Annotated in this window: 16 protein-coding genes; 8 read left to right on the top strand and 8 right to left on the bottom strand. The window is 36.7% G+C overall.

What is annotated here, in order from left to right; all coding sequences use genetic code 11:
* Positions 1–23: 23 nt before the first annotated feature.
* Positions 24–419 (top strand): hypothetical protein, encoded by a 396-nt coding sequence (locus tag BC781_RS05420; protein ID WP_109616203.1) that lies wholly within the window; start codon positions 24–26, stop codon positions 417–419.
* A gap of 68 nt (positions 420–487) precedes the next feature.
* On the opposite strand, the gene BC781_RS05425 is transcribed toward BC781_RS05420, so the two are convergent.
* From BC781_RS05425 to BC781_RS05460, 8 genes are all read right to left on the bottom strand, one after another.
* Positions 488–1,444: an extracellular catalytic domain type 1 short-chain-length polyhydroxyalkanoate depolymerase gene (locus BC781_RS05425; protein ID WP_158281403.1), complete on the bottom strand. Its 957-nt coding sequence runs from the start codon at positions 1,442–1,444 to the stop codon at positions 488–490.
* A gap of 31 nt (positions 1,445–1,475) precedes the next feature.
* Positions 1,476–2,327: an alpha/beta fold hydrolase gene (locus BC781_RS05430; RefSeq protein WP_109616205.1), complete on the bottom strand. Its 852-nt coding sequence runs from the start codon at positions 2,325–2,327 to the stop codon at positions 1,476–1,478.
* On the bottom strand, positions 2,317–3,831 hold the full coding sequence (locus BC781_RS05435) for a class I adenylate-forming enzyme family protein (protein ID WP_109616206.1): 1,515 nt from the start codon (positions 3,829–3,831) through the stop codon (positions 2,317–2,319). The genes BC781_RS05430 and BC781_RS05435 overlap by 11 nt, the downstream gene beginning before the upstream one ends.
* 277 nt (positions 3,832–4,108) lie before the next feature.
* Positions 4,109–5,095: a 3-oxoacyl-ACP synthase III family protein gene (locus BC781_RS05440; RefSeq protein ID WP_109616207.1), complete on the bottom strand. Its 987-nt coding sequence runs from the start codon at positions 5,093–5,095 to the stop codon at positions 4,109–4,111.
* 44 nt (positions 5,096–5,139) lie between these two features.
* Positions 5,140–5,883, bottom strand: coding sequence for a 3-oxoacyl-[acyl-carrier-protein] reductase (gene fabG, locus BC781_RS05445; RefSeq protein WP_109616208.1), 744 nt, complete (start codon positions 5,881–5,883; stop codon positions 5,140–5,142).
* A 284-nt stretch (positions 5,884–6,167) separates the two neighbouring features.
* On the bottom strand, positions 6,168–8,606 hold the full coding sequence (locus BC781_RS05450; RefSeq protein ID WP_109616209.1) for a TonB-dependent receptor: 2,439 nt from the start codon (positions 8,604–8,606) through the stop codon (positions 6,168–6,170).
* A gap of 37 nt (positions 8,607–8,643) precedes the next feature.
* Entirely contained in the window at positions 8,644–10,161 is a 1,518-nt protein-coding gene (locus BC781_RS05455) for a sodium:solute symporter family transporter (protein WP_109616210.1), read from the bottom strand.
* A 297-nt stretch (positions 10,162–10,458) separates the two neighbouring features.
* A complete protein-coding gene (locus tag BC781_RS05460) occupies positions 10,459–11,202 on the bottom strand; it encodes a LytR/AlgR family response regulator transcription factor (RefSeq protein ID WP_109616211.1) in 744 nt (247 codons plus the stop codon).
* A gap of 99 nt (positions 11,203–11,301) precedes the next feature.
* Between BC781_RS05460 and BC781_RS05465 the strand changes: the two genes are divergently transcribed.
* The 7 genes from BC781_RS05465 (at position 11,302) to BC781_RS05495 (ending at position 18,042) form a co-directional block, all read left to right on the top strand.
* Positions 11,302–13,356: a sensor histidine kinase gene (locus tag BC781_RS05465; protein WP_109616212.1), complete on the top strand. Its 2,055-nt coding sequence runs from the start codon at positions 11,302–11,304 to the stop codon at positions 13,354–13,356.
* Positions 13,357–13,424: 68 nt separating this feature from the next.
* Complete coding sequence (locus tag BC781_RS05470; RefSeq protein WP_109616213.1) at positions 13,425–13,922, top strand: hypothetical protein; 498 nt, start codon at positions 13,425–13,427, stop codon at positions 13,920–13,922.
* Between the two features lie 194 nt (positions 13,923–14,116).
* Entirely contained in the window at positions 14,117–14,737 is a 621-nt protein-coding gene (locus tag BC781_RS05475; protein ID WP_245935582.1) for a L,D-transpeptidase family protein, read from the top strand.
* 33 nt (positions 14,738–14,770) lie between these two features.
* Positions 14,771–15,070 (top strand): hypothetical protein, encoded by a 300-nt coding sequence (locus BC781_RS05480; protein WP_109616215.1) that lies wholly within the window; start codon positions 14,771–14,773, stop codon positions 15,068–15,070.
* Positions 15,071–15,656: 586 nt separating this feature from the next.
* On the top strand, positions 15,657–16,631 hold the full coding sequence (locus BC781_RS05485) for a hypothetical protein (RefSeq protein ID WP_109616216.1): 975 nt from the start codon (positions 15,657–15,659) through the stop codon (positions 16,629–16,631).
* A 172-nt stretch (positions 16,632–16,803) separates the two neighbouring features.
* Complete coding sequence (locus BC781_RS05490) at positions 16,804–17,502, top strand: aspartate/glutamate racemase family protein (RefSeq protein ID WP_109616217.1); 699 nt, start codon at positions 16,804–16,806, stop codon at positions 17,500–17,502.
* 18 nt (positions 17,503–17,520) lie between these two features.
* Entirely contained in the window at positions 17,521–18,042 is a 522-nt protein-coding gene (locus tag BC781_RS05495) for a hypothetical protein (RefSeq protein ID WP_109616218.1), read from the top strand.
* The last annotated feature ends 88 nt before the right edge of the window (positions 18,043–18,130 follow it).

Below are 18,130 nucleotides of genomic sequence, written 5' to 3' on the forward strand. Positions count from 1 at the left end.
TCAAAATAACTTATATAACAACCATGAAAAAAACGATTATTACTCTTGCGGCTCTTACTACTCTTTCTATTTCAGCTTTCGCTTCTAACGACCTTTATGATAGCAAAACTGAAAAATATGAAAACTTGAGAATGGAAGTGAAAAATGCGACAAACTCAGATTGGAGCACTCCTTTTAAAGCAGCTCAAGTTTGTCTAAGAGATCAAAAAAATATATCAGAAGCTTATACTTGGATTGAGCAATCACTTAAAGTAAAAGAAACTTCTGAAAACCTAGAATTGAAAGGTGATTACCTTGCTCTACACGGTCTAGATGAAATGGCTTTCGAACATTATCAAAAAGCATTGAGCTTAAAAATTGCGAAAGGTCAAAATGACTTTGAAGCTATTCAAACAAAAATATTAGCATTGAAAAAATAATAGCGGTACAGTCAATTAACTTCATGATCTGCCCTATCCTCCCCAAAAGGATAGGGTTTCTTTTTTACTTAATCTATAAGTCCCCAAAAATCGGCAATCCAATACGATGAATGGAAATCTACATCTTTGGTAAAATTCCCGACATGTCCTCCTTGCATTTTTTCACTCCCTTCATCAATAAATAATGCATGTCCTTCATTCAAGAAAGTAAAGGAAACGAATTGCTGCTGATCTCCCACCTTATAATTGATGCGTTGATAAGGAAACTTTGTATCACGCACATTTAGTGTATCTATTTGAGGAGTCAATTCTGGTGCTGATGCCAATGAAGCGAATAGAAACTGACTGATAATTTGCTGACTGTTTTTAGGCGTTACAATTTGATCTTTCGCTCCTGTAAATACGGCTAACTTCGGTATTTTTTGTTCTAATGTCGAACTCGGTAACAAAGCAGATAAAGCTTCATTGCTCAAGTTCGGAGCTTCTTTCATCACTTGCAAAGCATTAGGCAAGTTGGTTGCAGCTTTGTAAGCAATCCCTGCCAAAACACCACCACCTTCAAATACTTTCGGATAGTTACCTAACAAAATGGTACTCATTGCTCCTCCTGCAGAAAACCCTGTAACAAAAACTTTTTCTTTGTCCACTGAATAATTTGCTTTCGCATATTCAATCATTTCTAAGATGGATTGATTTTCTCCTTGCTTCGGGTTGATATCTCCTTCATTAAACCAGTTGAAACAAGCATAGGCATTATTACTTTTTCGTTGCTGAGGATAAATCACCATAAACTTATACTGATCTGCCAACTCATTCCATCCCGACTCATAAGCATAACTTTCTGCCGTTTGAGAACAACCATGTAAAGCAACAACTAAAGCGGCATCTTTCGCTAAACCATCGGGCTTATAGAAATACATATCCAATTCTCCTTCATTCTTACCAAAGTCGGTTTGCTGTTGCAATACTTGTCCGAAAGAGGAAAAACTATACAAGAATATGGCGATCAAAAATAATGGCTTCATTTTCATCATGATTTAATTTAGCAATGAATAATTAAGCAGTTGTGAAAACTGCCTTTTCTAGAAATTTGTCTGCTTGTAGTAAAAAATCATTTGGTTTTTCTAAATGCGGACAATGTCCACAATCTTTAAATATAAAACTTTCTATAAGGGCATTACTTTCTTGAGCTGATTGCAAGAGTTTTTCTATATCCAAGCCCTTATGGAATTGCTTGTTGGGAATGTATTTATCTTCTGCTCCAAATAGAATTAAGGTCGGGATTCTCAAATCTGAAAGTCTCACCTTCTGCGTCAACATTCCCTTTACCGCCAAATGAATAGCTTTAGAAATAGATGCTCTCTTCTCTGACTTCAAAAATGAGAGGCGGCGATCGAGTAATTCCGTATAACGGTCTTCATAATTATGAAAATTCAATTTGAAATTAGCTGCTACCGTTTCTTCATCCCATGCCAATACTTTTTCATAGCTAAAGAAATACTTCAACTGCTCCGATTCAAAACTTGAAAATTCCTCTACCCCTGCACTAGCTGATAAGACTAAAGCCTCAATACTCACCTTTGATCGTAAAGCTAAAAGCATGGCTAATTGCCCACCCATAGAATGTCCAAAAACAATCAACTTCTCAAAAGATAACCTTGTCACGAACTGCTCTAATATAGAAAGGTAGACTGTAAAACTATCTTCACCTCCAATACTTTCACTTTCTCCAAAACCCGGTAAATCAATCGCTATGCAGCAATAATCATTTTTGTGATGATGAATCAAGTCTTTCCAAGCATAAGCCTCACTCCCCATTCCATGCAGAAAAAGGAGAACGTTGTCTCCCTTCCCTTCTTGGATATAATGAAATCGATTGCCGTCTATTTCTGTATGCTTATACTTCATCTTTCGGACTCAGTTCTTCATTTGCCAATACCTTAATTGCTTTTCGGTCAATCTTGCCTGTATCGCCTTTTGGCAATTCCTCTAAAAAGACAAAATGTTTAGGGTGTTTATATTTAGCCAATCGCTCCTTCAAAAAGATTTCAATCTCGTTCTCATTCAACGTTACCTCTTCTTTCACGATAAATGCCATCCCTGTTTCCCCCCATCGTTCATCGGGAACTCCAACTATCGCTACATCTCGAATGGCAGTATGTGTACGTAAGCTTTGTTCCACTTCTACAGGATAGACATTTTCTCCCCCAGAAATATACATGTGCTTAATACGATCTACGACATAGAAATAGCCTTCTTCATCTTGTCGGAGTAAATCTCCTGTTCTAAACCATTCTCCGTAGAATGCCTTTTCGGTAGCCTCCTCATTTTGCCAATAACCAGGAGTTACAATTTTTCCTTTGATCAAGAATTCTCCGATTTCACCTTGAGCTACATCCACTCCCTTTTCATCTACCAAACGAGTTTCTACATAGAAATTGGGTGTACCAATTGAGCCTTTCTTTCTAATGCCATCTCTTTGATGCAGTGACATTAAGTTTGGTCCTGCTTCTGTCATTCCGTAGCCTTGTCTGATTGGGACGCCTTTTTCAGCCCATTTCTCAATCAACGGAATTGGCATTGCTTCGCCTCCTGTGACACAATATCTCAAACGTGGAAATTTCACCTTCTCAAAGCCTTCAGATTCGCCCATCATTTTGAGCATTGTGGGAACTCCAAAATAATTACTGATCTGATCTTCTTCTATGATTTGCAACACACGATCAGCATTGAATTGCGGCAATAAAGTAACTGTACCTCCTAAAAAAAACAGAGGAGTTAGTAGCACATTCCAACCTCCTGTATGGAAAGGTGGTGTACAAACCAAGGTATGATCTTGTCCGTTCAAATCTAGACGAAGACTTGTATTTATGGCATTCCAAAAAAGCATTTCATGCGTATAAATTGCTCCTTTTGGAAAACCTGTAGTACCCGAAGTATAAAGGATAAATAATGGGTCTTTTTCCTCAATAGAAACTTCTTGATAGTCCTTATTTTGCCCTAATTCCGCAAGATGAATTATATCGGTCAGAAGGTACTTATGCTCAATATTTTCATATTCACTTTGCCCTTTGAGTTTATCTAAGAAAGCAAAATCTGAAAAAATGATTTTAGCTTGTGCATTAGATAAAATGTAATCCAACTCAGCTGCTGAAAGGCGATAATTAAGCGGAACGAGAATTATTCCCATCTTTTGTGCGACACTAAACAGTAAAGTGTATTCTACACAAAACTCTGCTAATACAGCTACCCGATCTCCTTTCTGAAGACCGAGTTGCTGTAAACCACTAGTTAGAGAACCTGCTTTCTGATTAAATTCCGTATAAGAAAGCTGTCTTTCTGTGTCTGCTTCTCGGATAGCGATTTTTTGGGGTTCGTAATCTGCCCATTTTTGTATCCAATCTGTTGTCATCTCATTAAGATTTTAAGTAGCTAAACAAGTTTTTGGAAGTCTTTCTTTTCACCCAAGAAGTCACTTTCACTGAGGAGGCTCTAGTTATTTTTCAATCTGTATTGTTCATTTCTTTGCTTGATCAAAGAAACGAAGACTGCGTCCGCCCAAAAAATCAAGCCTCATAAAAAACGGTCTCCCCACGTGTCCCTTCACCTCCGCTTTTGAGGCTAGCCTCCCACAAAGATTTCTAAATTGATAAAAGATCAACTTCCTCTCAAAAACATACATCCAACTACTAAAGTCTGAATGCTGCAGATCCGAAAGACAGCCCTCCTCCAGAACCGATAAAAAATACTAAGTCTCCTTTTTTCACTTTTTGATTTCGAACTGCTTCATCAAAAGCCATCGGGATACAAGCCGAACCAGTATAGCCGTAATTGTGCATTACTGTTGTGGTTTTCTCCATAGGTACGCCCAACCTGTTCATAGTTTCAACGATACTGTTGATATTAATCTGTGTGAAGAAGAAATGATCTACTTGATTTGGAGATACATTCAATTTCTCACAAAGATTGAGAGCCATTTGTGTCCACATTTCGGGATTCAATTCTGATGGAAAACGTTTCACAAACTGTAACTGATGTGTTCCTTTTTCCAAAACTTCAGCCGATGTTGGCTCATGAGTAGCTCCTGCATAAATTCCCATCCAATCGGCATACTCTCCTTTGGTTTGCAACTCACTTGCTAAAAATCCTTCTTCGCCCTCTGATGCTGAAAGGATAAAAGCGGCTGCGCCATCGGCAAATAAAGTGACTGTTTTTTTGTCTTCTTTATTCAAGTATTTACTCATTGCATAAGCACCAATCACAAGTACTTTATTGTACTGCTCATCTGATCGGATGTACTTGCTTGCAATATCTAATGAAGTTACAAAGCCCGCACAAGCTGAATTAAGATCAAAAGTACCTGCATTTTTTGCACCTAGCTGATCTTGAAGTTTTGAAGCTGTGGATGGTGAAATATATTCGGGTGTATCTGTTGCGATAATAATCAAATCAAGCTCTTCCGCTTTTACATTTCCATTGTGTAAAGCTGTTAATGCTGCTTCTCTACAAAGATCAATCACAGACTGTTCTGGCGCACACCATCTACGCTCATAAATCTGAACATTCTCTCGTAGCCATTCGTCTACATCTTGCTGTAAAAGGTCGTTGAAATATTGATTGGAATATACCTGCTCTGGAACATACATTCCAGAAGATACGATTTTAGCATTTCTCATAGTTGTGTATTCTGTAGTTTGAAGTTTAGGAAAAAGGAATAATTCTAGCCTACCATTCCGCCATCTACGCTAAGTACCGTTCCGTTGATGTACTTGGCGTCATCTGAGGCTAAGAATAGATAAGCATTCGCGATGTCCTCAGGGCTTCCCATCTCTCCCATCGGGATTTTTGCTGTAATTTTAGAAATCACATCTTCTGGAATTTTCTTGGTCATTTCTGTCGCAATGAAACCTGGAGCTACAGCATTTGCCGTAATGCCTTTTCTACCCAATTCTCTTGCCCATACTTTTGTCATTCCGATCACACCCGACTTGGTTGCTACATAATTAGTTTGCCCAAAATTACCGTACAATCCCACTACAGAAGAAGTACTGATGATTCTTCCATAATTACGCTCTAACATCTTCTCCGACACTAATTTTGTACAGTTGAAAACCCCTGTAAGGTTTACGTCAATCACTTGTTGCCACAATTCTGGAGTCATTTTTTTCAGGCTTGCATCTCTTGTGATACCAGCGTTATTGACTAAAATATCGATTTGCTCAAACTCTTGAACTACATGACTTACTGCTTGTATCACGTTTCCGTAGTCTGCTGTATTTACTTTCTGAAAAACGGCTTTCCCTCCTGTTTCTTCAATCATCTGAACCGTTTCTGCTCCTTGTTCTTCATTCAAATCCCAAATCACAACCTGTGCTCCTTCTTTGGCAAAAAGTAAACTTGCCGTTTTTCCGATTCCCGAAGCTCCACCTGTGATAATCGCTACTTTTCCGACTAATCTAAGCATGTTTATTTGTCTTTATTATTTGGTAAATGGTTTAGGTTTTTCTTAAAAAGAGAATGAATGTGTTAAGTAAAATAATGCTGTTTTTAGAGTTGCTCTAAGCACTTACAAATGAAAGCGAGAGTCTGAAGACTCTTATTCTTCCATCGATAAATCCTTGACAACAGAATTAACTCTAAGAGTCGTTTTTATTAGATTAACCTTAGAAAATGTGGGGACTAGCCCCACATTTACACTTTACTAAATTCACACTTTCTACATCCTCTCAGGATTCTTAAACACTGTTTTTATTTCTTATAAGAAGGCAAGTTGATTTTCAACTCCAATGAAATCAATCTTCCTGTAGGTGGTGCTGCCGTAAATTCTCTCATCTCAGTATCGAATACATTAGAAACCATTGCTGAAGCAGTAAACGTTTCATTGAAGCGATAACCTGCACTGATATCAAATGTTGTAAAACCACCTAACGGTCCGTAGTTAAATGCGTTAGCACTTCTTGCACCTTCTACAACTGGTACTCCACGGTAAGTCAAATCTTGTGTCTCTGCTGCAATTTGGTAGCTAGAGAAATAATCATAAGCTTCTACCCAACGTGTGAAGATCGATCCGAAGAATTTCTTTCCACTATAATTTAAAGCTAAAGATGCTTTGTGATTTGGTGCATTCACTAGCAAGTCTAGCTTGTTTACCGTACCGTCTTTGTTGAAATCATTTTCTAAGTTACTCTCATCGATTTCATAACCGAAGTAAGAATAATTAAAGCTCGTACTGAATTCATCTGTGAAATAGTAGTTGATACCTAAATCAGCTCCATGTGTGTTGAATTCACCGAAGTTGATGTAAGTAAATACAAGACCATTGAAAGCTGCATATGCTGATTGTACATCTGCAACATTTTGATCTCCCATTTTATTAGCAACACCAATTGACGTCACTGGGCTTAAGAAATCTCTTGAGATGTTATAGTAAACGTTCGCATCTACAAACAACTTATTCTTCACAGGCTGACCTTTGTAACCCAACTCAATAGTTTGAAGCTTTTCTACTCTTTGTTTTTCAATCATTGAGCCATCTTCTAATGTAAAACCTTCTGCATTACCCAAGATCAAACCACCGAATAAATTTCCATACATATTCAAGATGGTAGGAGCTGCAATACCTTGTCCGTAAGTCAAACGAACTGAGTTTGCCCCAAATGTTTTTACAACAGCTGCTTTTGGTAGCAAGTTAAAACCATATACTTGGTGATTATCTGCACGGAGTGCTCCGACTAACTTCAAACCATTGTCAAACTTCTTCTCTGCTTGAGCATAGGCTCCTACTTGATCGATTGTGATAAAGTCATCCTCATTTTCATCTAGCAAGTAAGTTCCGTGAGAGTTCGCCATATCTCTTTGCCATTGCGCACCAACAGTTACATCTACACCCAAAATATCTCTGTTGTACTGAAGTTCTGCATTCCAACGTTTTGAATCATCGATAAACAACGCTCCCACTGCAGGATCTAAAGCAAACGCACGAGCATCTTGCTCTGACAGACCTCTTCCGATTGCACCATAATATTGTTTGGTATAGTCACTAATCGAATAAGTTGCATCCGTTTTACTAATCGTGTGATATACTTGAGCAAACAATCCTTTGTAAGAAAATTTGGCTTGTGCATAATGTACTTGCCAATCTTTGATTTGGTTACGTCCTACGTTTGTTGGCGCCAAATAAGTACTGTTACTACCCCCATAATTAAAGGTAATATCCATGTCTTCTACAGGAGAATAAATCATAGAAGCTTCACCTCTGAAAAACTCAAAATCACGGTTCAAGTCCAATTCTTCCACAGGGTTTGTAGGAGACAAGTACACTGAATCTATATACTCAAATTCTTCACCTCTTGAATATTCTGCTGTTACTTTGTAAGCAAATTTCTCATTTACCTTTTCCGCATGTCTCAAACGAGAGGAGAACATTTTCTGATTACCCGCATTGAAAGCAATGGTTGTTCCTTCATACTTACGAGGGTCTTTCGTAATTGTATTCATCAAACCGTTGTGAGCGTTTGGACCAAACAGAGCAGCATTAGGACCCAATACCAATTCTACTTGCTCAATATCTTCTTTGATTACGGTATTCAAAGGACCAAGTGGAAGTCCTGTTGCAATCAATGAAGAAAATCTACCATCAGTCACCTGTAAGTTTTTAGCATTGAAGTTACTGTTAAAACCTCTTACGTTGATACCTGTACCAACAACCCCAGCTCTGAAGAAATCTACACCTTTCTGACGCGCCAATAATTCACCAGGATTCAAAGCTGGTAATTCATCAATTTGCTCAAAGCCGATAACCTCAATCGTTGCTGGTGTTTCTGTGAGCTTTTCAGCTTTTCTTGTCCCCGAAATTACTAACTCCTCTATCAGAGTTGTTTCTTCTTCAAGAGAAAAATTTAAGGTTTTATTTTCTCCAGCCTTAAATTCTATCTTCTGAGAAATGGTTTCAAAACCTACACTACTAACTTTCAACGTATAAGAACCTGCTGGAATGTCTACAATTTTAAAAGATCCATTTAGGTCTGTTGTTGCCCCTTTATTGAGTTCTTCCAATACAATAGTAGCCGCAATCAGACTGCTATTCGTATTTTTCTCATTTATTTTCCCTTCCAATGTTGCTAAATCTTGTGCTTGTAGCATACTTGCACTCAAAAGCAGAATGGTAAAAAATACTAGTCGTTTCATCTTCTTTAAAAATGTGTTGTTGTGTTTTTGGTTACCTTTAAATCGAGACTACATGATCTTCTTCTGTAGTAGAAGATACCTTGTGCGATTTTCCTCCTAACGAAAGATGTAAAACACTAGCCATCAGAGAGGCAGAGATGATAGCTAAAGCTGCCGCGATTCCCGGGTTACGAACAGCTCCTTCCATGTAAGGCGTGATTCCACCATAATAAATTCCGAAGTGTACAAACAATGCAGTTAGCGAACTCACCACGACGACAAGCGTACGAATATGAGTAAGAAACAGACCACACAGAACTGGAATGAAAGCAGCAGAGAAATAGGCATATACCCCATTCTGCGCAAATATTCCCACACTTAGGTTAGGTGAAATCAATTGGTCGTAGGAAAACAAGATCGAAATAAGTGCCAAGCAAATAATTACTACACGATTTGTTCTAATCTTCCATTCGGACTTTACTTCTTTATGTTTGAAAAGTAAATTCGAAAGAATATCATTTGTAATGGTCGTTGAAATAGATTGAATCAAACCTTCTAAAGTTGAAAGTCCTGCCGAAATCAAACCTAAGATGACTAACAGCCCCAAGCCAATAGGTAATACTGTTACTACATAAGTAGGCATTACACTATCCAAAGCTATGGCTACACCATCCAAGGTTAAATCTGGAAAATGAATTCGAGCATATAAGCCCACGATCACTACGCTAAAAAATAAGATTTCTGTAATCACTCCTGTCAGCAAATACGTATTCACATCTTCGTCCTTTTTCAATAACAAAGACTTCGTGATAATATGCGGTTGGCAAACCACTGCAACCCCCACAATAAACTGACAGAAAATAATTTCGAAATAATCTCTGAACAACGGGCTTTGCGGATTGAGTGGCGCAGCTAATAATGGATCAATTGCTTTCAGTCTACCTACTACACCTTCACTATCCAAAAAATACTCATACCCCGAAAGAAGTAAGACTACCGCTACAATTATCATTAGAGAAGCTTGAATCATGTTGGTATAAACCATCGAATTTGCACCTCCAAACATCACGTAAGTAAATACAAAAGCTACAATTCCTACTAGAACATACAGCTCATTCCATTGTAATGTACTTGCGATCACTTTGGTCAATCCTACACAAATCAGAACCACAAAAGTGATCAGTAACAAAGAGAGAAAAGCGAAGAACAAGGCAAATGATTTACTCTCATATCTTTTTCCTATCCATTGTGCAATGGTCAAAGACTTCATACTTACGCCTTTCTTTCTAAACTTCTTGGTCAATACAACCAACGAACATAAAGCGCCAAGTGGTAAAGCAAATGCCATTGAGATCACACCGCTTATTCCATAGTAAGCCACAAAACCCGGATTGATAATAAAGGTAGCCGCACTTGTTATTGAAGCTGCTAAAGACAAACCCACCGCCACAGGAGAAAAAGCTACACTTCCTACAGCGTAGTCTTCCATATTGGCCGTTTTCTTTGCGCCTCGAAGTGCAAAAAATGCCATTAACAACATATATCCTAAAATGCTTATCAATCCGTACAATTCCATTACTTCACTCTTTTCTTAACTGATACAAAACTGTGATTCTAGACTTCTCTTGTCTCAGAGATCTAAAATCAAAGTAGGATTTTCAGATTAAGACCTTTTAATTTTCTTGTAAGTGTCATCATTTTTCAGGTGAACGTTCCGAATCTGTAAGGTGAAAAAAAATCATATAGCGTACTTTAAACACTTAAATATTTCTAACCTGAGAATGATCCTAGAAAAAACAAGATGCTGAATTGTAGAAATTGGCTAATGCGTTTTCTTTCAATTCAGCATACATAACCTAGTCGTGCTTTTACACTACAAAATCTTAAAGCATTGCATGATTTCCTCTCGGTAGGTTTTTCCTATAGGAATATGTTCATCTCCTATCAAAAGATGATTGTCTTCTAAACCTGTTACTTTCTCTATATTGACGATATAAGAGCGGTGAACACGATAGAAAGGGGGAATCGGGAGTTTTTCTTCAAGATGTTTTAAAGCATAATTCACCAAAAAATTTCCTGTATTAGTAAAAACAGAAGCATAAATATCGTTGGCTTTGATGTAAAGAATATCCTCAATTTTTAATTTCAGAAACTTACTTCTCGATTTAACAAAAATACCATCCGTTACGGCATATCTATTTTCAGTAGATGATGGAATTTCTACTTTTTCATTAACTTCTTCTCCTTGATGATTATGCACTGCAAGTTCTATGCTTGCCCTTAAAGTGTTTACATCGAAAGGTTTCTTCAGAAAAGCAGAAGGCTTGGTGTGTTTTGCCCGTTCAAAGGTTACATGATCATCCTTTGAAGTTAGGTAGATGATTGGCCCATCAAATTCATTTCGTATTTTTTCGGCAGTAGCTATACCATCCAATTCACCTAATAATTCTATATCTAATAAGATAAGGTCGGTATCCAATTGGTGAATTTGAGCTAATAAATCTTCTCCTTTCCGATAACTAGAACTCACTTCATAGCCTAAGTCTTCTAGCGTGAAAATTAAGCTTTTAGCTACTACAAGGTCGTCTTCTACTATAATTAATTTGAGCGGTGTCATTGCTTAAGTTTTTGGTCGTTGAGTTGAAAAAATGTAATTGGAATATATATATAATTTTATTAATGTCTAAATTACACCTACTAATCTAGTATCCTTTTTATGTATCGATTTTTTGTTTATTCACTCTTTACTTTTTTGCTCATTCCACAATTTTCTTTTGCACAAAACCCTCAGCTTTTATTTCAGTCTGAGATTGTGAAAGAAGAAGGTGAACAGCTAACTTTTTGGTATTTAGAAGATCATAGCCTAAACCTGACACATTCAGAAGCAAAATTGCACTTTGAAAATAACGCCTCAATGGTGATTGATCGATTTAGTGCTACACATCCAAATATACATTGGATAAAAGTCAACATTCCATCAGTGCTTCTGCAAGAACCTTTGTATGTATTGCAATTGAAAAAATGGGGAACCGTTGATATTTGGGATTATGATCAATTGACTTATCTAGGAAAAACAGGACGGCTCACTACAAAAAATGAAGTCGTTTACAGGAATGGAATTCTACTAAAAGGAAACACGCTTGAGCCTCGTCAGCTTCTGATCAGACTTAAAACAGGTGTTAGTATTCTTTCACACGAAAATGCACAAGTAACGCTTTTACCTCATCATCATTATGAAATAGAGCAACTCACCGAACGCTCTATCCAAATGCTGTTCTTAGGAATCATCCTTACAATGGCACTTTACAACCTTCTCATTTATAAAAGTATTCAAGACATCAGCTACCTGTATTTTGTTCTTTCTATCGTAGGAATTGGACTTTACATGATGTTTTTTCATGAATTAAATCTTGAATTTCTGTGGCCATCTGCACCCAATTGGGATGCCCATAGTTTTGCACTCATCGTTCCTCTGACAGGCATTGCCCGAACAGCTTTTACTAAAAAATATCTTCACTTAGACGAATACCTTCCACATTGGGATAAAGCCCTAACTGTTGTCGCTTGTGGTTACCTAATTCCAATTAGTTTAGGCTTATGGAGCTTTTTTACGGATGATGATTACCTTCAAGTAGCAACTCAATTTATTGGAATCATTGGTGCAATTGTACTTTTCAGTATGTTGGTTTCGTCTCTTTTAGTTTATTTAAAAGGATATGCTCCTGCACGTTTCTTCTTCATTGCCAATATCCTCTTTATCGTAAGTGCTTTACTTTTTATTTCTCAAGAAACGAATCTGATTCCCGACTTGCCTTACTTCAGTTATTTCATTGAAATAGGTGTAGTTACCCAAGTCGTTCTTTTCTCCCTCGGACTAGCCAACAGGCTAAAGCGTTCTCAAGAACTTGTACACTTCAATCACTTGGAAAAAGAAAGATTACAGAAGAAAAATATGGAGGAGAAACAAAAACTCATTTCTCAACAAAAAACAGAACTCAAAAAACAAGTAAAAGAACGTACAGAAGAACTCGCTCATACAATCATTCAATTACAGGCTTCTGAAAAGTCTTTGAAGAAAATCAATAATCTGAAAGATCAGCTATTCTCCATTATTTCTCATGATCTGAAAAGCCCCTTGGTTACTTTCGATTCCTTCTTAAACCTGCTTATTCACCATAGCCATCGGATGACACAGGATGAAAAAGAGGAATTAGCCGATGAAACAAATCAAGCCTTAAAGAAACTTTATGATTTATTGGAAAACCTACTCCAATGGTCAAGTTTACAGCTCAAACAAAATCGTATCAATCCCGAGAACTTTGATATTGAAGACTTACTTCATAAAAACGTATCACTCTATACGCTTTCTGCCAAAAGAAAGAATATTCAATTGCGCGTAAATATTCCGAAAGCCTCTAAAAAAGTAAGAGCAGATTATCGTATGATCGATTTCATCATTCGAAACCTTGTCAACAATGCAATCAAATTCACGGATAAAGATGGACTTATTGATCTCTCTTTAGAGCTTCAAGATGAAGCCATAAAAGTGAATGTAAAAGACAATGGAATAGGAATTTCAGAGAAAAACATCCAACATATTCTCAACAAGAATGATGTATTTTCTCTATCGGGAACTGAAGGTGAAAAAGGCTCGGGCTTAGGGCTTATGCTTTGTAAAGAATTTCTTTCATTGCACGACAGTCAGTTAGGAATCAATTCTACCCTTGAGAAAGGAAGTTGTTTTTCTTTCCTACTTGAAACGGTAAAGTAACAAATCACTAAATTAGAAGTGCAACTTTTTAATAAAATTCAAATCATATTTTTAAACTAGAAATTGATATGAAAAAAATCATTCTGACACTGTCTTTAAGCCTGATCTCCTTTTTAAGTATTGCCCAAGATTTTGTAGTTCCTAAATACGAATTTAAATCGGTAGCAGATTACAGCAAATACGAAAAAGAGATTGTTGCATGTATTGACTGGTTATTCGAAACACCAATCATCATAGACAAGTATAAAAGAAAAGCAGCTAATAAATTCTTATTCCAATGGCTGTCTGGTAGTCCCGATGTTCATATCGAGATCAATCCTTCAGTCATTACTTTTATTGAAACCTCACCTGATCTACTCCTTATTTTTATGGGTGGTTGGGCCAAATATGCTATTGAGGCAGAAGGCGCTGAAAACAAATTGGAAGGACAAAAAGCAGGAATCAATGCTGTCATCGATTTCTACACTAAAAATGAAAGCGTCATCAAACAAGATAAGAATGTAAAGAAACTCATCAAACTAAAGAAAAAAGGTAAACTCGATGAATTTCTAGGCATAGATGCTTAATGTGATCACCTCCTAATTTTTAATCACCATAAAGATTAGGAGGACTTTCTTTAAGATTCAAAAGCAAAAAGATGACCTACAAACTTTCCATTTTTATATTCATTGTTCTCTCTTCTTTTCAATCTAGCTCCTTTAAAAAAGATCAATTAAGATACTCTAGGGTCAGACAAGCCTATAAAGAGAAAGAAGCTCATATGCTCACCTTATTACAAAACAAGGAAATTGAAACCGATGAATTGAGAATTTACCTTAGGGCTTTTAAGAAAGAAAAACAGCTAGAACTGTGGGGGAAAAATTCAACTGATAAAACATACCAATTGATAAAAACTTACGATGTATGCCAAAGTTCTGGTGATTTAGGCCCCAAAAGAGAGCAAGGGGATTATCAGGTTCCCGAAGGATTCTACCACATCGATCGATTCAATCCTTACAGTAATTTTCACCTTTCATTAGGCCTAAACTACCCCAATAAATCAGATAAAATATTAGGGGTAAAAAATAATCTGGGTGGAGATATTTTTATACATGGAGCGTGTGTCACGATTGGTTGTTTACCAATCACAGATGAACAAATTAAAGAACTCTATATCTTTTGTATTGAAGCCAAAGAACATGGTCAATCCAAAATATCTATCACCATTTTCCCCTCTAAACTTTCAAAAGCTGAATTCAGTAGGTTAAGTCTCAAATACAAAACCGATTCTGATAAAATTGAATTATGGAAAGAACTTAAAAGTGGTTACGATATTTTCAATCAAACTCATCAACTTCCGACCATCGGATTCTTGTCATCAGGCAGACATCTTGTAAATTAATAATGTTATAGCTGTAAAATATAAACCGCTGATATGAAACTAGAAATTGCTTGTCCAAAATGTGAATGGAAACCCGACGGAGGTGCGCATTGGGTGTGTACTTGCGGCCATGTATGGAACACTTTTGAGACAACAGGAAAATGTCCTAATTGTGGAAAAGTTTGGAAAGATACTGCATGCCCTACTATTCCTGGAGGCTGTGGTGCTTGGTCAAAACATATCAATTGGTATCGAAATTTGGATGATACCATGCGCGATGAAATTGAAGAAATATTGAACGAAGAATCCACTAAAGCCAAACTATCAACCGATAAAAATACTCCAAATACGTAAGTAGGTGGACATATGAACTCAGGTAATTTCGATTTTCACTCAAAATCGATTTTTCACAGTGAGAACAATCTTTTATTGATTTGATCGCAGTCTTCATTTTTTGTCTTGACACAAAAAACGAAGCAAAAAAAGTCAAGTCCCATTCAATCATCCTCCCCGCAAATCAGTCCAAGCTCCGCACGATGGGACAAACAGCCCTCTTAAGCGTATTTGCGGGAAGCTTGCCACAAAAGTGGAGAAGCGAAGGCTAGTGGGCTAAGCGTTTTTTATGTGGCTTGATTTTTTGGGCGGATGCAGTCTTCGTTTCTTTGATCAAGCAAAGAAATGAACACTACACTCAAAATAAGAAAGACAATACCCACTGTGCAAGAATTACAATGAATGAAAAGTAAACTCGTTTTCTTATGTCCTAGTACTTAACGCATAAGACTCACTTGAGTAGATGTGATTCACATTTGTCTCCTATATTTTGAGGATATAAAATATATAGTACATAAATAAGTAGAGACGAGAATAAGACATAAAATAAAAAAGTCGAAAGCCTAGATTGCCAACGATTTTTACGCTTATACTTAATTCTCAATCTATGAAATCTCATTTAAGAATCCACTTTCTTCTATTCCTCTTAGGTCTTCTTACCTTCTCTTGTGACAGCCAAGATGATGATGGAACTACAGTGAATAATTCAACATCTGTTGACTGTAAACTTCAAGGGTACACCAACAATTACAATGAAGTCTTTGACAATGACAGTTACTCAGACTCTGAAGTCTTTACTTACACCTACAATTCAGACGGACAGTTGATTAGTGTTGACGAAAGAGATGCGACTGACTCTACTGATTTTAGTACTCACACACTGAGCTACGACACCGATGGAAATCTTATTTCTTATCAAGAAGGTGACGATTATCAAATGATCCTTTCGTATGATGCCAATGGTCGTTTAGAAAGCATCACAGAACAGGAACACTCTACTCCTAGAAAATCAAACGCCAGACTACATCAAGCTCTTTTTTCAAAATTGGCAAATAACAACGCAAGAAAAGCAGCAACTTCAGATGATGACTATAGCCTTGAATTCTTTTACAACGATGGTGAAAACCTTCCTTTCAAAGCAGAATCAAGCAGTGATGATACTGAGGTCATCTTATACACCTTTAACTCAGATAAAGAACTAACGCAAATGGAAGTTTCCTTTTCGGGCGGAAATGATGACAATGAGACTTGGGCTGGAACTGAAACAATAACTTTCACCTATGGAGACAAATCTTCTCCTGTAAGTGGTTTATTTAAAAACCCTGTCATTTCATCTCCTTTCGGAAGTATGTTCATTGACCTTATTGATTTTGATATTCTGTCTTACAAGAAAAATTTATCTAGCGTTTCCTCTGTTGGTTCTGAAACTTATAATGATGTCACAGAAAACTGGAACGAAGTTTATAACTATATCTACACCTATGATTCTTTAACCGAACTACCTTCATCAATTAGTATTTCTCAAACAGCAGATTGGGGAAACTGGTCTGAAGAATATGTTTTTGAATACGATTGTCAATAATAGACTGAAGAAAAATTAAAATATATTTCATCCCCTTAATCAATAGAGAATTAAGGGGATTTTTTTTCAAAAGACTTAGCCTAAAAAATCTTCACATCCTCTTTTTTACTTTTCCTTTCACTTTTACTATTTAAACCCCAACACTTTTCAATTCAAATTCTTAGTTTCAACTATGAAAAAGATTGGACTTATAGGTGGTATGAGTTGGGAATCTTCTCAGCTCTATTATCAGATCATAAATACTAAAGTAAAAGAAGTATTGGGTGGATTTCACTCTGCAAAATGTGTGATGGAATCTGTTGACTTTTCTGAAATTGAAAAACTTCAGCACGAAGACAATTGGGATGCGCTAGATCAGATGATGGTAGATTCAGCCATAAATCTTCAAAATGCTAAAGCTGAGGTCATCATCTTGTGTACAAATACAATGCATTTGTCTAGTGATTCCATCATAAAACATACAAACATTCCGTTCTTACACATCGCTGAAGCTACAGGTAAGAAAATTCAAGAGAAGAAGCTGAAGAAAGTATTACTTCTTGGTACGCAATTCACCATGGAGAAAGACTTCTACAAGAAAATACTCTCGGACTCTTTTGGCATTGAAGTGATAACTCCTAATCAAGACGATAGAGCTAGTGTTCATCAAATCATCTACGAAGAACTTGTGCTTGGAAAAATCAATCCAGAATCCAAAGATACATACCTAAATATCATTGACAGATCAATACAAGAAGGTGCTGAAGGAGTCATTTTAGGTTGCACAGAAATTCCGCTTCTAATAAAACAAGGTGATGTAAACATTCCAGTTTTTGACACGACAAGCATTCATGCTGAATCTGCCGTTGAATTTGCATTATCAACGTTCTAAAAAACTTAGCTAACAACCATGAGAAACTTCGAAGAAAGACTAAAAGGAGGACATCCAAACTCTTTGGGCAATACCGTTGAAATTGTAGAAGAAGTACTTGCTCAAAATGATCTTTTTGATGAACTATTCAATTGCTATTTCAGCGATGATGAAGTGGTAAGACTGAGGACTTCAAATGCAATGAAACGAGTTTGTAAAAAACAGAAAGTCCTACTCATCCCCTACCTAGATAGATTTTTAACTGAAATTTCTACGATCGATCAGGCATCTACGCAATGGACATTAGCACAACTTTTCGGAATGCTTGAAAAAGAAATGACAGATGCTCAGATTGAAAAAGCTAAAGAAATCATGAAAGCGAATCTAGCTAATCATACTGATTGGATTGTGCTCAATCAGAGTATGGATACATTAGCGAAATGGGCTAAGAAAGATCTTGATTTAAAAGAATGGCTTTTACCTCATTTAAATAGACTCACTTCAGATCATAGGAAATCTGTTTCAACAAAAGCTCAAAAGATGATGGAGAAACTTAGGTAAGCCCCCTTCAATTAAATTGAAATAACTCTCGGTCTTTGATTGTATTATCCTTTTGATTTCTAATAAAATACTAACTTTAGGCAAATTT

The sequence above is a fragment of the Sediminitomix flava genome, from assembly GCF_003149185.1.
Classification (GTDB): domain Bacteria; phylum Bacteroidota; class Bacteroidia; order Cytophagales; family Flammeovirgaceae; genus Sediminitomix; species Sediminitomix flava.

What these genes read in the sequence shown, in the direction of transcription:
- BC781_RS05420 (WP_109616203.1), top strand. Translation starts at nt 24, where the DNA reads ATGAAAAAAACGATTATTACTCTTGCGGCTCTTACTACTCTTTCTATT.
- BC781_RS05425 (WP_158281403.1), bottom strand. Translation starts at nt 1,444, where the DNA reads ATGAAGCCATTATTTTTGATCGCCATATTCTTGTATAGTTTTTCCTCT.
- BC781_RS05430 (WP_109616205.1), bottom strand. Translation starts at nt 2,327, where the DNA reads ATGAAGTATAAGCATACAGAAATAGACGGCAATCGATTTCATTATATC.
- BC781_RS05435 (WP_109616206.1), bottom strand. Translation starts at nt 3,831, where the DNA reads ATGACAACAGATTGGATACAAAAATGGGCAGATTACGAACCCCAAAAA.
- BC781_RS05440 (WP_109616207.1), bottom strand. Translation starts at nt 5,095, where the DNA reads ATGAGAAATGCTAAAATCGTATCTTCTGGAATGTATGTTCCAGAGCAG.
- fabG (WP_109616208.1), bottom strand. Translation starts at nt 5,883, where the DNA reads ATGCTTAGATTAGTCGGAAAAGTAGCGATTATCACAGGTGGAGCTTCG.
- BC781_RS05450 (WP_109616209.1), bottom strand. Translation starts at nt 8,606, where the DNA reads ATGAAACGACTAGTATTTTTTACCATTCTGCTTTTGAGTGCAAGTATG.
- BC781_RS05455 (WP_109616210.1), bottom strand. Translation starts at nt 10,161, where the DNA reads ATGGAATTGTACGGATTGATAAGCATTTTAGGATATATGTTGTTAATG.
- BC781_RS05460 (WP_109616211.1), bottom strand. Translation starts at nt 11,202, where the DNA reads ATGACACCGCTCAAATTAATTATAGTAGAAGACGACCTTGTAGTAGCT.
- BC781_RS05465 (WP_109616212.1), top strand. Translation starts at nt 11,302, where the DNA reads ATGTATCGATTTTTTGTTTATTCACTCTTTACTTTTTTGCTCATTCCA.
- BC781_RS05470 (WP_109616213.1), top strand. Translation starts at nt 13,425, where the DNA reads ATGAAAAAAATCATTCTGACACTGTCTTTAAGCCTGATCTCCTTTTTA.
- BC781_RS05475 (WP_245935582.1), top strand. Translation starts at nt 14,117, where the DNA reads ATGCTCACCTTATTACAAAACAAGGAAATTGAAACCGATGAATTGAGA.
- BC781_RS05480 (WP_109616215.1), top strand. Translation starts at nt 14,771, where the DNA reads ATGAAACTAGAAATTGCTTGTCCAAAATGTGAATGGAAACCCGACGGA.
- BC781_RS05485 (WP_109616216.1), top strand. Translation starts at nt 15,657, where the DNA reads ATGAAATCTCATTTAAGAATCCACTTTCTTCTATTCCTCTTAGGTCTT.
- BC781_RS05490 (WP_109616217.1), top strand. Translation starts at nt 16,804, where the DNA reads ATGAAAAAGATTGGACTTATAGGTGGTATGAGTTGGGAATCTTCTCAG.
- BC781_RS05495 (WP_109616218.1), top strand. Translation starts at nt 17,521, where the DNA reads ATGAGAAACTTCGAAGAAAGACTAAAAGGAGGACATCCAAACTCTTTG.